Source organism: Halorussus salinus (assembly GCF_004765815.2).
Taxonomy (GTDB): domain Archaea; phylum Halobacteriota; class Halobacteria; order Halobacteriales; family Haladaptataceae; genus Halorussus; species Halorussus salinus.
The window spans coordinates 246,595-260,246 of the sequence record NZ_ML974127.1; the positions used below are offsets into that span (position 1 = coordinate 246,595).

Here is a 13,652-nt window from a genome sequence, read left to right on the forward strand (position 1 = left end):
GTTCTGGCGGCGGTCTCCTCGGCGGCGTCGGCTTCGGTGCGGTTCGGTGTGGTTCGGTGGGCTCGTGGCGGTCCTGCGGTCTCCTGTCGAACTCGGAACTCGACCATCGAATCGAAATCCACGCCTGAGTTTCGGGCCAGATACTTTTGAGGGTCCCCGTCGAAGGAGTAGGACATGTCCGACGCGCGCGTCGCCACGGACCCACCCACCACCTTCGGCTACCCGCGGTCGGCGGTCGCGGCCGACCTCGGGGCCATCGCGGTTGTCGCACTCGTCCTCGTCGGGGTCGAGGTCCTGCTCCCCGCGGCCGTCCACGCGAACCTCGCGTTCGACCACGCCGCGCTCGCGCCCCACACCCTCCTCACCGCGGCGTACGTCCACGCCGATTCGACCCACCTGCTGAGCAACCTCGGCGGGTACGTCTCGCTGGCGGTCGTGACCTACCTCGTCTGCCTGCACGCCGACCGCCGGGCGTGGTTCCGCCGGACGCTCCCCGTGTTCCTGCTCGTCCTTCCGGTCGCGGTCAACCTCACGAGCTACGCCATCCTCGAAACGCGGTTCCCCGGCGCATCGCCCGTCTCGCGGGGCTTCTCGGGCGTCGTCGCTGGCTTCGGCGGATTCCTGCTAGCGGCGGTCGGGGTCAACCTCCGGCGGACCTACTCGCGCGAGACGGTCTTCTTCGTGGGCCAGTTCGCGCTCCTGCTTCTGCTCGGGGAACTGCTCTGGATCTACGCCGGACGGGTGGGTCTCCTCGAAGGCGCGGCGGTCGGAACCGGACTCGCGCTGGCGGTCTCGGGCATCGTCTCGCGGACGCGCGGCCGGACCTACGGCGACGACCACTACCAGCAGGTCGGCTTCGACCTGCTGTACGTCGGGTTGGTGTTCGCGCTGTTGGTCTGGCTCGTCTACGGACTCTTTCCGGCCGACCCGACCGCGAACGGGACGTTCACCAACATCTTCGCGCACGGCGCGGGGTTCGTCGAAGGCGGACTGCTGGCGGCGCTGACGCTCGTCTCGGTCCGACCGTGAGGAATCCCGCCGTGAGAAGTCCCGAGACCTAACGAATATCGTCCTTTTGCGAGCAACAGATTTGAATACGCGTGCCACCTACCTCGCGGTACGATGATGGCGACTACCCACGCCCTGTTCGGGATGGCGCTCGGAGCGGTCGCGCTGTTCGTCGCGCCCGAGTACGCCACCGTGGCCATCGCGGCGGGGGGCGTCGGCGGACTGTTCCCCGACCTCGACCTCGCGGGCGACCACCGGAAGGACCTCCACTTCCCGGTGTACTACTCGCTCGCGGCGGTTCCGGCGCTTGCGCTCGCCGCGCTCGCGCCGTCCGCGGTCACGATTGCGGTCGGGGCCTTCCTCTCCTCGGCGGCGCTTCACTCCGCCAGCGACGCGTTCGGCGGCGGTCTCGAACTCCGGCCGTGGGAGGCGACCTCCGACGAAGCGGTGTACGACCACTTCAACGGGCGATGGATTCGACCCCGACGTTGGATTCGCTACGACGGCGCGCCAGAGGACCTACTCGCGGCGGCGGTGTTCGCGGTGCCGGGCGTGCTGTACACCGACCAGTTGCAGGCGGTCGTCCTCGCGCTGTTGGGCGTCTCGGCAGGCTACACGCTCGTTCGGAAGCGTCTCGTGGACCTCGGTGAGAACGTTGCGGACCGACTGCCTTCGGCCGTCGCCGCGCAACTGCTGGAGGACTGATTTTCGGACCGACGGGAACCCACGAGAAGGCTTCGCACGCCCTCTAACCGCACTACTACGCATCGAAGGGTTTATCCGCCGCGTGACCCTCAGACTCCAGTAATAACCATGTCGGACAAACCCGCCTCGATGTACCGGGAAATTAGCAAGCCGCCGTACACCCGACGCGAGTACATCACCGGCATCCCCGGTTCGAAGATTGCACAGCACCAGATGGGCGACCTCGAAGCCGACCAAGACGACTACTCCGTCCAGATCAGCCTTCTCACCGAGGAGGAGTGCCAAATTCGCCACGGCGCGCTCGAAGCCTCGCGCCTGTCGGCTAACCGCCACCTCATCAAGGAACTCGGCGAGAAGAACTACAAGATGATGCTCCGCAAGTTCCCCCACCACGTCATCCGGGAGAACAAGCAGGCGACCGGCGCGGGTGCGGACCGCGTCTCCGACGGGATGCGACAGGCGTTCGGGAAGGTCGTCGGCACCGCCGCCCGCATCCAGCGCAACGACCGCATCTTCACCGCGTGGTGTACCCCCGAGCAGGCACCCGTCGTGAAGGACGCGCTCCGCCGCGCGTACAACAAGATTTCGCCGCCGTGCCGCGTCAAGGTCGAGAAGGGCGAAGAACTGCTCGTTTCGTAGACCTCGCCCGCCCGCTTTTTGCGTCTTCGTTACGACCGCCGATAGCCGATTCTCCGGCGAGCGTCACTCGCGGAACCGCTGGTCGAACGCTCGCGGTATCCAGCGGAACACCGCGCCGTAGTCGTCCCACAGGCCCCGTTCCCGGAGGACGTACTCGGCGAACGGCGGGTTCCTGACGAGTTCGAGTTCGGCGACGTGCTGGCGGAGCGGCCGCGGGACCTCCTCGAACGACGCGTTTCCCCGGCCCGTCCGGGTGGTGTCCGGCGTCGGCTCGAACGCCACCTCGTCGCTCTCGGTCGGCTCGACGGTCCCGAGCTGGTACCGGTGCCACGCCACGTACGACCCGAACGGCGTCGTCTCCGTCGGCGGTCCGGGTCGGCGGAGTTGGAACTTGAACCGCCGCCCGTCGGATGCCCCGTCGTCCGCCGCCCAGAGGTACCCCCGCGCGAGGAGCTTTATCCGACGGTCGCTCTGGACGACCCCGTTGATGGTGACCTGCGCCGAGGTGTACCGGACGCCGTCCAGTTCGGTGTCCGGGAGCGTTCCCCGGTACCGGGCGGTCTCCGAGTACTGGAACGGGAGCGTCGTCGCGGTGGCACGGGCCACGGTCCCCGCCATCGGTTTCGGCTTCTCCGAGGAGGATTTCCGGCCGCCCCACACGGTAGCCGCGCCTTCTTTCGGGTCTATCCACGCGCTCATAAGTACACGTTACCAATTAACATACATATGCGTTTGCATCGTTCTCCTCTCCCGACGCGGACGCTTACGGTCCGGGGCGTCCCGCGAGTCCGCCCTCGCCGCGGTCGAAAGCGACCCGTCCTCCGAAACTGTTTTCCCGAACTGTGATATGTACGCCCGTATGGAACTGCGCGAGGTCGCCATCTTCACCGACGACGTGCGGACGACTGCGAAGTTCTACGAGCGCGTCGTCGGCGAACCCGAAGTCGCCGAGGAGTCGATGGCGCTCTTCGACGTGGAGGGCGTGGACGTTCTCGTCCACGAGACCTACGACCCCGCGCCGGGCGACCTCCCGTGCGAGGACCACTACACGTTCGCCGTCGCCGACGTGGACGAGAAGTTCGCCCGCCTCTCGGAGACGAATCTCGCGGTCCACCGCGAACCGGCCGACTACGACTGGGGTCGGTCGGCGTACCTGCGCCACCCCGACGGGCGCATCGTGGAGATTACCTCGGCGTAGTCGCGCTCCGCGAAAGCGACTCTGACTCCCGAGACGACGCTGACTGCCCGGAACGAGACTCCTCGTCTTCACTAAGATTCCTCGCCCTCAATCTTACTTGGAGGAGTCTTTCTACGGCTTAGTTAAATTCGGGACGGTGAAATTTTCTTACTGCGCATAGATTCGAGTCTCCGTTACACTCGCGAGTCGCTATGAAGCGTTTCGCGGAAATCCACAGACGCACCTTTTTAGCCTCTCGCTCCTACCACCCGCGTATGCTGGACCTCGCGGTCGCCTACCGAGAGGAGACGTTCGAGCGCATGCGCGACCCCCTCGCCGAGCGGGGTATCGCCGTCCACCACGTCCCGTCGGACAGTCGGACCATCGCGCTGTCGGACCCGCCGTGGGACCCCGACGAGTTCGACGCCGGGTTCGTCTACCCCTCGCGGGCGATGGAGGGCGGCGTCGTGGACGCCCTGCTGGACGTGCCGTGGGTCAACGGCCGCGAGGAGGTCCTCACGTCGCGCAACAAGGCTGGCGTGATTGCGCAACTGGAACGCGCTGGCGTGCCCGTCCCCGAGAGCGTCCTCGTCTCGAACCCCGCCGACGAGTCCGACCTGCTCGACGCCTTCGAGCGGTTCGACCCGCCGGTGGTCGTCAAGCCAAACTCCACGACGCGGGGCGTCGGCGTGGCGAAGGTCGGCGACGCCGACTCCTATCTCGGCGTGACCGACTACCTCGATTTGGTTCACGACTACCGGGCGACCGGCGACAAGTCGTTTCTCGTGCAGGAGTACCTGCCCGACGCGACCGACTACCGCGCGATGGTCGTGGACGGCGAGTGCGTCGGCGGCGTCGAGCGCCGGATTCCGGACGACGCCGACAGCGACCGCTGGAAGCACAACGTCCACCGCGGCGCGGTCGCGACCGGCGTGGACCTGCCCCGCGACCTCCGGGCGCTCGCCGAGGAGACCGCCGCCGCGCTCGGCATCGACTACCTCGGCGTGGACCTCCTCGTGACCGACGAGCGGGCGGTGGTCAACGAGACCAACGCCCGGCCGACCATCGACGCCGCGACGAAGTACGACGACGGGTTCTACGACCTCCTCGGCGACCTGATTCGACGGACGGCCGAGCGAAGAAAAGACTGACTCCTCGTCATCTTAGAAACGTATAGATTTCTAAAAGAAGCATAAAAATTGTCAAAGCACTCATTCCGAATGCTCCACCCCGGCGCGTTCGGGCGCGGCCTCCGGGCCGCGCCCAGCGCGCGAGGGACGGCGGCCGCGGATGCGGCCGCCGAGGTTGGGGAGGAGTGAGGCCTGCGGTCGCGGTGCGGGGCGGTTGCGGGGCGGCAGACTCCTTGGAGTCGGCAGTAGCCAGCTTCTTCTCGGCAAATTTCGTGTCGTGTCGCTCCGACTCACTTTTCGCTCTACCGCGTCTCGCCGCCACGCCACCACCGACCGGCACGTCCTCGTCTACTCCTCGAACTCGAAATACAGGTCGTAGTGGTCCCCACAGCCCGGATTGAACGCCGCGCCGCAGTCCGGACACCGATGCTCGCCGTCCACGAATTCGCGGGGCGTCAACCCCGAACCGCAGACGCCGCACAGCACCGCCGCCTCTCCACTCTCGACCGACAGGCGCTCGGCCTCGTGGTCCGCCACGGCGTCGTGACACCGGAAACAGGGGAAATACGCCTCACAGCAGGCGAATCGCAGGGCGACCACGTCACGCTCCGAATCGTAGTGAGCGCATCGCGTCTCCGGGCCGACCTCGACGCCGCGGATCGACTGCCCGTGAATGTTCCGTTCCATCGGTTCTGAAACCGCGACTCAGGGCTGTGGTAGGTTGATTTCTTCCCCGTCCGCGTAGACGGTCGGCTCGCGCAGGATGCCGTCGAAGTGAATCGGGGCCTCGGTGTCGCCGCCGATGCCCGCGTCGTCGCCGATGGCAATGTGGACCGTCCCGCCCGCCTTCTCGTCCAGCAGGACCGAGCCGACCAGTTCCGTCACCGCGACGTTGGTCCCGATGCCGAGTTCTGCCAAGTTGTACGCCGCGTCGCCGACTTCTTCCGCGGCCTCCTCGACCTGCGCGCGAATCTCGTCGTCGGAGATGCGCGTGACCTGTCCGTCCTCCACGTCGAATTCGAGGGTCTGGTCCGACTCCAGCAGGCCGTGGGGCATCATCGTCCCGTCCACGACGTAGGTGCCGTTGGCGTCCTCCGGACTCACGAACACCTCGCCCGCGGGGAGATTCGAGAACTCGCCCGCGTCGTGAACGATGCCGGTGTCGTCGTGCCACTCGCGGCTCCCCGGCTCGAAGGTGATGTCGGTGCCCTGCGGTGACGTGACCCGAATCTCGTCGGCCTCCTCTACCTGCGCCAGCACGTCGTCGCAGTGCTGGGCGATGGTCTCGTAGTCGGCCTGTAGCCCCGTGGTGAAGACTTCTTCCGTGATGCCGGGGAGCGTGGCACCGCGTGCGCCCGCTTCGTTGGCGTCGCCCCGAGCGCGCGTGTGGCTCAGGCTCTTGGTAGTCGGCGCGAGGAACACGTCGCTTCCGGCCATCGCGGCCGAGACGGGTTCGGGCGGCTCCGCGCCGTGGGAGGCCCCCGGCGGGAACCGGACGATGGTCGCGTCGTCGGTGACCTCGCTGGCCACGTCGTAGAGCGCCTCGCCGATGGGTTCGCGCTTGTCGTCGGTGACGATGCAACAGGACTCGGTCGCTTCGAGAGCGAGACACTGCGTGATGGCGGTCTCGGCCGCGTCTCGGAGGCTCATGCTCGCCAGATAGGGCGGCTGGTGGTGTTAGGTCTTGTCTTCGTGAGCGAAGCGAACGAAGGCTCCAACGATTTCCGGACGACGGACGGACTCCCGAACGACCGAAACCCTCCGAGAGACACTTACTCGGCCTGTAGTTGTATTCTGTCCGCTCCGCCTCGAAACCATTATGCGCGTCGGCGTTGGAACTGCGAGTACATGCTACGGGTCGGAGTCAACGGATACGGGACCATCGGCAAGCGAGTCGCGGACGCAGTCCGCGCACAACCGGACATGGAAGTCGTCGGCGTCGCCAAGACGCGCCCCAACTTCGAGGCCGAGCGGGCCGTCGAGGAGGGCTTTCCCCTCTACGCCGCCGTCGAGGAGCGCGTCGAACTGTTCGACGAGGCCGACATCGAACTCGCCGGGATGGTCGAGGAGTTAGTCGAAGACAGCGACGTAATCGTGGACGCCTGTCCCTCCGGCATCGGCGAACAGAATTCGGAACTCTACGCCGAGTACGACACGCCCGCGCTGTATCAGGGCGGCGAGTCCGCCGACTTCGTGGACACCAGTTTCAACGCCCGGTCGAACTTCTCGGACGCCACCGGTGCCGACCACGTTCGCGTCGTCTCGTGTAACACGACGGGCCTCTCCCGACTCGTCGCGCCGCTCCGCGAGGAGTACGGCGTCGAGAAGGTCCGCACCACGCTGGTCCGGCGCGGCGGCGACCCCGCCCAGACCGACCGCGGTCCCATCAACGACATCACGCCGAACCCGGTCACGCTCCCCTCCCACCACGGCCCGGACGTGAACACCATCTTCCCGGACCTCGACATCGACACCCTCGGCCTGAAGGTGCCCGCGACGCTGATGCACATGCACAGCGTCAACGTCACGCTCGAATCCGAACCCGACGCCGAGGAGGTCCGCGACCTGCTGGAGGGCGAATCGCGCCTGTTCGTCATCCCGGACCACTTCGACATCGACGGCGCGGGCAAGTTGAAGGAGTATGCCCAAGACGTGGGTCGCCCGCGCGGCGACATCTGGGAGAACTGCGTCTGGGGCGAATCGGTCACGATGGAAGGCGACGACCTCTACCTCTTCCAAGCCATCCACCAAGAGAGCGACGTGGTGCCCGAGAACGTGGACGCCATCCGCGCGGTCACCGGTTCGGCCGACGCCGACGAGAGCATCCGGAAGACCAACGAGTCACTCGGGATGGGTATCTGAGGCCACGCCGCGACTGGCCGCGCTCCGGGCTCGTCGGCGTCTAAAAACGGAGAGGAGTAGTTAGCGGGGACGATACGACGGCCGAATCGTTCACTGCGTGATCGGCATCGTGTTGCCTCCAGCCAATCGTTTCTACGGTCTAACATATATGCTTTCTCCACGCCTCGGCGAACGAAAGCCAGCGAGGAGCCCCGAGTGCCAAAGGCTTTTGCTTGCATGCGCCCTACTCCCGAACATGCGAAGAGACGACCGTGACGACCCCTTCGACGACCTTTTCCGCGAAATAGAGCGCATGATGAACGAGATGATGGGCGAGGACTTCGACATGCACGTCGAACGCGAGGGTACTCCCGGCGGCGAGACCGGCTTCGGCACCGAGACCCACGTCGATGTCCACGAGACCGACGAGACCGTGCGCGTCATCGCCGACCTGCCCGGCGTCGAGAAAGACGACATCGACCTCAAGTGCGACGGCGAGGTCCTGACCATCAGCGCCGGGAGCGACCACCGCGAGTACGACGAGCGGGTCCGCCTGCCCACGCAGGTAGACGAACACTCCGCGACTGCGACCTACAACAACGGCGTCCTCGAAGTCCAACTCGACAAGGGCGAGGACTCCGCCGACATCGACGTGCAGTAAGGCGTCGTCGCCGGGTCGCTTTCGAATCTACGCTCGCCGTCTCTATTTTTTGTTCTCTCGTCGGTTCCGTCGCTGCCTCGTCGCCGCCGACCCAACGGCCGCGAAACTCCACGCGCTTTTACGCGCGGACGACGTAGCCCACGATAGTATGAGCGAAACTGCGGAGCGCGTCGCGGTGACGTGCCCCTCCTGTTCGCCCGACGTGGAGACGGTCCACGAGGTCCTGAAACAGGGGAGCGGCCGAGTCACCGTGCGCTGTACGGAGTGCAGTCACGTCCACAAGACGACGGTAGACGAAGACGAGGAGGTCGAGCGAGACGTGGTGGTCTCCCAAGACGGCGAGTCGTTCACGGCGACCGTGGACGCCCCGCCGAGCGAGACCGTCGCGGTCGGCGAGGAGTTCGTCCTCGAAACGCCCGAGGCCATCATGGTCGTGCGCATCACCGACCTCCAGTTGGGCGACGAGGTGCGCCGCGACGAGGCCACCGTCGAGGAGGTCGAGACCTTCTGGACCCGCGCGGTGGACAACGTTCGGGTCAACGTCACCGTCAACCCCAACGACGGCCGCCGAGACGACTCCCGGAGCCTGAAAATCGACGTGCCGGGCGACCACGAGTTCACCGTCGGCGAGGTCGAGGAGTTCGGCGACGAGGAGTTCGAGGTCAAGTCCATCGCGGTCCGCGACGACGCGTCGGGCTACGACTTCAACCCGCTCGGCGAGGAGGGCGACACCGCGGTCGCGAAGGACATCAAGCGCGTCTACGGCGACGACCGGACCTCGTCGGCGTGGTCGGCGTGGTGACGCCGTAACCCAATACACCGACCGAAACTATGTTCGGGGGGAACGACGGTAGCGACACGGAGGAGGATTTCGGGGGCGACGGCGAGGGAACGAGCGACAGCGCCGACTACGCACAGGCCCGCGAGCGCATGGTCGAGCGACTCGCCGCCCGCGAGGGGTTCGCCGACGCGACGCTCGACGCGATGGGTTCGGTCCCGCGCCACGAGTTCGTGCCGAGTTCCAACCGGGACCGCGCCTACGAGGACCGACCGCTCCCCATCGGGAGCGACCAGACCATCAGCGCGCCCCACATGGTCGCGGCGATGGCCGACCTCCTCGATTTGGACTCGGGCGAGTCGGTCCTCGAAATCGGCACCGGCTGTGGTTACCACGCCGCGGTCACGGCCGAACTAGTCGGTCCGGCGAACGTCTACAGCGTCGAGTACCACGAGTCGCTGGCCGAGCGGACCCGCCAACGACTCGACCGCCTCGGCTACGGCGAGATTTCGGTCCGGGTCGGCGACGGTCACGACGGCTGGCCCGAGTTCGCACCCTACGACGCGGCGTACCTGACCTGTGCTGCGCCCGAGTTCCCGACCGCCGTGGTCGAGCAGGTCCGACCGGAGGGACGGCTCCTCGGGCCGCTGGAGTCCGGGACCGGGAGAATCGCGGATGGTCAGGCGGGCAGTGGGCGGTCCCCGCGGCGCGCTGGCGGCCAACGTCTCGTCTTCGCGCGCCGACGCGCCGACGGGAGTCTCGACTACGAGACCCACGGCGGAGTGCGATTCGTCCCGATGCAGGACAACTAAGCCGACGCCCGCCACAGCCTTCTGCATGGACTACCGCGAAGCCCTGCTTCTGTGGGCCGCCCGCGAGACGGGCGTCCTCCGAACGATTACGACCAGTTGCGAGACGCCCGCCGAGGTCGCGGCCGAGACCGGCGTCACCGAGCGCGCCGCCCGCATCGTCGTCGAGGCAATGGCCGAGTTGGGCTATCTGGAGGCCGTCGGCGTCGCCGATGACCGGGAAGCCGACGACGGCTCGGACCCGACCGACGACCGCCTCCACACGCGATACGAAATCACGAATCGTGCGCTCGGCTTCGTCGCCAAGGCCGACGTGCGCTCTATCGGCTCGGTTCCCCACCTCCTCGACTGCGTGGACCGCTGGATTCGGCTCCCCGAGACGATGGAGTCCGGCGAGCCACCCGCCTCGGAGACGGCCTCCGACGAGTGGACCGCGAACTTCGTCGGCGCGATGGCGAACGTGGACGACGCCGCAGTCCGGGCGAGCGTCACCGCCGCGGTCCACCGCAACCCCGACGCCGAGCGCGTGCTGGACGCCGGAGGAGGGCCGGGCGTGTTCGCCAAGGAGTTCGTCCGCCGGGGGTTCGACGTGACGCTGGTGGACAGGCCCGAGGTCGTGGAAATCGACCGGCGGTTTCTCGAACACGAACCCATCGAGTTGGTCGAAGGCGACATTACCGAGGAGCTTCCGGGTGGCGACGACGACGGGTTCGACCTCGTGTTCTGCTCGCGGGTCGCCCACGGTCTCTCGCCCGACGAGAACCGGCGGTTTCTGGCCAACGCGTTCGACGCGCTCTCGCCCGGCGGCGCGGTCGTGCTGACCGACCGCGTTCGCGGGCGGTCCGACGACGCGGCTCTCTTCGGCGCGCACATGCTCGCCCAGACCGAGGAGGGCGACACCTACACCGAAGCCCAGTTCTCGTCGTGGCTCCGCGAGGCCGGATTCGAGGCGGTAGAAGTCCGGGACGTGCCGGGGTTCGACCGGCAGGTCGTCGCCGGACTGCGGCCGCGCGATTGAAGTTCTCTCGCCTCCGAGGTGGCGTATGGAACTCGCGGTACTGCGCGACGACATGGTTGACAGCCTCGAACACGACTCGAAGGGAGTCGTCTCCAGCGAGCGCCTCAGCGCCGCCATGCGCGCGGTCCCGCGCCACGAGTTCGTCGAGGACGACCGACTCGCCTACGCCGACCGGTCGTTCGAGCATCGGGGGACCCGCGTCCTCGCGCCGAGTACCGCGGCCCGCCTGTTGGAGGCGCTCGACGCCGACGAGGGCGATTCGGTTCTCGTCGTCGGCGCTGGCGTGGGCTACACCGCGGCGGTCCTCGCGGAAATCGTCGGCGAGCGCAACGTCCACGCCGTGGACATCACCCGCAACGTGGTGTGGGAGGCCCGGAGCAACCTCGCGTCGGCGGGCTACGAGGGCGTCTTCGTGGACTGCCGGAACGGCGGCGACGGCCTGCCGGAGTACGCGCCCTTCGACCGCATCCTCGTGGAGGCCGCCGCGGCCGAACCGCCCCGCCCGCTGGTCGAACAGCTCGCACCCGACGGCCGACTCGTCCTCCCGGTCGGCATCGGCCAGCAGTCGCTGACGATAGTTCGTAGCGCGGAACGGAGTTCCGCGGACAGTCGAGCGGTGGAACCGCGGGACGACGAGGACCCCGCCGACCCCGAGACCCAACCGCTCGGCACCGTGGCCTTCCAACCGCTCCTCGTGGAAGGCGAGCAGGCCGGGTCCATCGAGCGCAACCGGACCGTCCGCGAGGACCGCGAGCGCGCCGAGCGGTCGCGCGAACGCCGGACCGGGTGGGAACAGGACTGGATAGACTGGGACGGCGACGGGGGTCGCCCGGAGTGACGACGACGGGGAGTAGTCGCCCGGAGTGACGACGACGGGGGTCGCCCGGAGTGACGACGACGAGGAGTAGTCGCCCGGAGTGAGGCTTTTTCCCGCCCCGCGATGATTGGTATCGTATGGCAACCGACCGACGGGAGACCGCGGACCCGCCCGAGCGCGACGGGAGTCGTCGAGGGAGCTACCTCCTCGCGGGGTTGCTCGCGGCCGTCTTCCTGTTGGGTCTCCTGCGAGTCGTCTCGCCGACCGCCGCGGCGCTCGCGGTCGGGTCGCTGTTGGCGCTGTTCGGAGTGGCGGTCGGTCTCCTCGCGGTCCGCGAGGAGTTCGGGTAGTCAGCCGTCGGCCAGCACCAGTATCGCGGTGTTCTCGCGCTCGTCGGCGTAGTCGCTCCCGGCGGGCGGTTTGATTCGCACGGTGAGCGTCCCCTCCCGCTGGTTCGGCGCAAGTTCGGGGTTCACCGAGACGGTCGCGTTCCCGTTCGCTCCGGTGGTCGCGGTCGCGACGCTGTCGAGCGTCGCCGTGCCGCCCGACACGACGACCGTCGCGTCGCTGACCGGGTTGCCTTCGGGGTCCACGACGGTCACGGTGAGTTTCTCCTCGCCGGGGCCAATTACGTCCGGCGCGGGCGCGGCGTCGAGTTCCGTGACGGTCAGGCCGCCGAGACCCGAGAGCATGTTCATCATCACGCCGAGGCTGGCGACCCCGACCACCAAGGCGATGACGAGGCGGACCGGCAGGCCCTCGATGGCCCGGTCGTCGTCGGCAAAGCGGTCGAGACGGTCGGAGGCGGTCTCCTCGAAGTAGCCGTAGTAGCCCAGTAGCGTCGGCATGGGCCGGGTTCGTCCCGTCCCCGGATTTAAACTCTCGGGTGAGAGACGACCCGCGTCGTCCCGAACGTTCAAGTACGAGACCGCGACCAAGCAGTCCCGTGACTCACGTCCTCGGTCGCAGCGATTCCGGCGTCACCGGAATCGCGGACTCCGACGCCGACGAATCATCCGACTCCTCCGCCTCCGGCCGTCTCGGGGCCTACCGCGCCCGCGACGGGAGTCGCGGCGCGACGGTCCGAATCGACCTCGACGGCCCCCACGCCGGACTCGTCGTCGGCAAGCGCGGCTACGGCAAGTCCTACACGCTCGGCGTTCTCGCCGAAGAACTCGCCCGCGCGCCCGGCGTCGTCCCGGTCGTCGCGGACCCAATGGGCATCTTCGGGTCGCTGGCGGACCTCGGCACCGAAGTCGTCGCCGACCCTCGCGTCGCGGCCGACGCGCTCGCGCCGCGAGCGTGGTGCGACTTGCTCGGTCTCGACGCGGCCTCGTCGGCGGGCGCGCTGGTCTGGCAGGCCGCGGCGGCCCGGTCGTCGCTCGCCGGGATGCGCGCGTTCGTCGCCGACGCCGACACGAAGGCCGACCGCCCGACCCGCCGGGCCGCGGACAACCACCTCGCGCTCGCCGAGTCGTGGGGCGTCTTCGCGCCCGAGGGCGTGACCGCGGGCGACCTCCTCGACCCGCCGGAGGGCACCGTGCTGGACCTCTCGGGTCTCGACGGCGCGCCCGCGAACGCGGTTCTGCGCGCGGTCGCGAGCGGTCTCTACGACTACTGCGTCGGCGAGCGCCCGGCCCGCCTGCCGTGGTTGCTGGTGGACGAGGCCCACGCCTTCTTCGACGGACTGGCGGACGCCGGGCTCCGGACCGTCCTGACGAGGGGTCGCCAGCCCGGTCTCAGCTTCGTCGGCGCGACACAGCGACCGAGCGCGCTCCCGGCGGTCGCGGTCTCGCAGGCCGACCTCCTGTTGGCCCACCGGCTTACTTCGCGCGCCGACCTCGACGCGCTGACCGCGGCGCGTCCGAACTACCTCGACTCCTTCGAGGAGCGCCTGCCCGAAGCCCCCGGCGAGGTCCTGCTGGTGGACGACGCGACCGAGAGCGTCCACGCCGTCCGAATCCGGGAGCGCGAGACGACCCACGGCGGCGGGAGTCCGAGCGCGAGTCGCCGGACGGAGTGACCGCGAGCGCGCTCCGAAAACAGTATCCCGGTCGGCGCGCTCGTCT

General features: G+C 68.0%; 17 protein-coding genes. 13 read left to right on the forward strand and 4 right to left on the reverse strand.

The window, feature by feature from the left end; translation table 11 throughout:
- Window positions 1-174 precede the first annotated feature (174 nt).
- The 3 genes from EPL00_RS01225 to EPL00_RS01235 all read left to right on the forward strand — a co-directional run bounded on the left by EPL00_RS01225 (window position 175) and on the right by EPL00_RS01235 (window position 2,352).
- Window positions 175-1,029 (forward strand): hypothetical protein, encoded by an 855-nt coding sequence (locus EPL00_RS01225; RefSeq protein WP_135852217.1) that lies wholly within the window; start codon window positions 175-177, stop codon window positions 1,027-1,029.
- A 93-nt stretch (window positions 1,030-1,122) separates the two neighbouring features.
- Window positions 1,123-1,713, forward strand: coding sequence for a metal-dependent hydrolase (locus EPL00_RS01230; protein ID WP_368407928.1), 591 nt, complete (start codon window positions 1,123-1,125; stop codon window positions 1,711-1,713).
- A 108-nt stretch (window positions 1,714-1,821) separates the two neighbouring features.
- Entirely contained in the window at window positions 1,822-2,352 is a 531-nt protein-coding gene (locus EPL00_RS01235; RefSeq protein WP_135852216.1) for a 50S ribosomal protein L16, read from the forward strand.
- A gap of 63 nt (window positions 2,353-2,415) precedes the next feature.
- Here the strand turns inward: EPL00_RS01235 and EPL00_RS01240 are convergent, their stop codons facing one another.
- Window positions 2,416-3,051, reverse strand: coding sequence for a hypothetical protein (locus EPL00_RS01240; RefSeq protein ID WP_135852215.1), 636 nt, complete (start codon window positions 3,049-3,051; stop codon window positions 2,416-2,418).
- Between the two features lie 160 nt (window positions 3,052-3,211).
- Between EPL00_RS01240 and EPL00_RS01245 the strand changes: the two genes are divergently transcribed.
- Together EPL00_RS01245 and EPL00_RS01250 are read left to right on the forward strand one after the other, a co-directional pair.
- On the forward strand, window positions 3,212-3,550 hold the full coding sequence (locus EPL00_RS01245) for a VOC family protein (protein ID WP_162224123.1): 339 nt from the start codon (window positions 3,212-3,214) through the stop codon (window positions 3,548-3,550).
- Between the two features lie 254 nt (window positions 3,551-3,804).
- Entirely contained in the window at window positions 3,805-4,680 is an 876-nt protein-coding gene (locus tag EPL00_RS01250) for an ATP-grasp domain-containing protein (RefSeq protein WP_135852213.1), read from the forward strand.
- Window positions 4,681-5,007: 327 nt separating this feature from the next.
- On the opposite strand, the gene EPL00_RS01255 is transcribed toward EPL00_RS01250, so the two are convergent.
- Both EPL00_RS01255 and EPL00_RS01260 read right to left on the reverse strand, forming a co-directional pair.
- The gene (locus tag EPL00_RS01255) at window positions 5,008-5,346 is read right to left on the reverse strand and encodes a CHY zinc finger protein (RefSeq protein WP_135852212.1); all 339 of its coding nucleotides are present in this window, start codon (window positions 5,344-5,346) and stop codon (window positions 5,008-5,010) included.
- 18 nt (window positions 5,347-5,364) lie between these two features.
- On the reverse strand, window positions 5,365-6,309 hold the full coding sequence (locus tag EPL00_RS01260; RefSeq protein WP_135852211.1) for an aminopeptidase: 945 nt from the start codon (window positions 6,307-6,309) through the stop codon (window positions 5,365-5,367).
- 198 nt (window positions 6,310-6,507) lie between these two features.
- Here EPL00_RS01260 and EPL00_RS01265 point away from each other — a divergent pair, with 198 nt between their 5' ends.
- From EPL00_RS01265 to EPL00_RS01295, 7 genes are all read left to right on the forward strand, one after another.
- Complete coding sequence (locus tag EPL00_RS01265; RefSeq protein ID WP_135852210.1) at window positions 6,508-7,521, forward strand: type II glyceraldehyde-3-phosphate dehydrogenase; 1,014 nt, start codon at window positions 6,508-6,510, stop codon at window positions 7,519-7,521.
- Between the two features lie 235 nt (window positions 7,522-7,756).
- Window positions 7,757-8,161, forward strand: a complete 405-nt coding sequence (locus EPL00_RS01270) for an Hsp20/alpha crystallin family protein (protein WP_135852209.1) — start codon at window positions 7,757-7,759, stop codon at window positions 8,159-8,161.
- Window positions 8,162-8,309: 148 nt separating this feature from the next.
- Window positions 8,310-8,963 carry an HVO_0476 family zinc finger protein gene (locus EPL00_RS01275; RefSeq protein ID WP_135852208.1) on the forward strand — a complete coding sequence of 218 codons (654 nt, stop codon included), beginning with the start codon at window positions 8,310-8,312 and terminating at the stop codon, window positions 8,961-8,963.
- 29 nt (window positions 8,964-8,992) lie between these two features.
- Window positions 8,993-9,751, forward strand: coding sequence for a protein-L-isoaspartate(D-aspartate) O-methyltransferase (locus tag EPL00_RS01280; RefSeq protein ID WP_135852207.1), 759 nt, complete (start codon window positions 8,993-8,995; stop codon window positions 9,749-9,751).
- Between the two features lie 25 nt (window positions 9,752-9,776).
- Window positions 9,777-10,766 (forward strand): class I SAM-dependent methyltransferase, encoded by a 990-nt coding sequence (locus EPL00_RS01285; protein ID WP_135852206.1) that lies wholly within the window; start codon window positions 9,777-9,779, stop codon window positions 10,764-10,766.
- A 25-nt stretch (window positions 10,767-10,791) separates the two neighbouring features.
- Window positions 10,792-11,604: a protein-L-isoaspartate O-methyltransferase family protein gene (locus EPL00_RS01290; RefSeq protein WP_135852205.1), complete on the forward strand. Its 813-nt coding sequence runs from the start codon at window positions 10,792-10,794 to the stop codon at window positions 11,602-11,604.
- A gap of 116 nt (window positions 11,605-11,720) precedes the next feature.
- Entirely contained in the window at window positions 11,721-11,933 is a 213-nt protein-coding gene (locus tag EPL00_RS01295; RefSeq protein WP_135852204.1) for a hypothetical protein, read from the forward strand.
- Here the strand turns inward: EPL00_RS01295 and EPL00_RS01300 are convergent, their stop codons facing one another.
- Window positions 11,934-12,431: a DUF7382 domain-containing protein gene (locus EPL00_RS01300; RefSeq protein ID WP_135852203.1), complete on the reverse strand. Its 498-nt coding sequence runs from the start codon at window positions 12,429-12,431 to the stop codon at window positions 11,934-11,936. It abuts the gene before it with no gap.
- 98 nt (window positions 12,432-12,529) lie between these two features.
- Between EPL00_RS01300 and EPL00_RS01305 the strand changes: the two genes are divergently transcribed.
- Window positions 12,530-13,606, forward strand: a complete 1,077-nt coding sequence (locus EPL00_RS01305) for an ATP-binding protein (RefSeq protein WP_394352073.1) — start codon at window positions 12,530-12,532, stop codon at window positions 13,604-13,606.
- Window positions 13,607-13,652 lie beyond the last annotated feature (46 nt).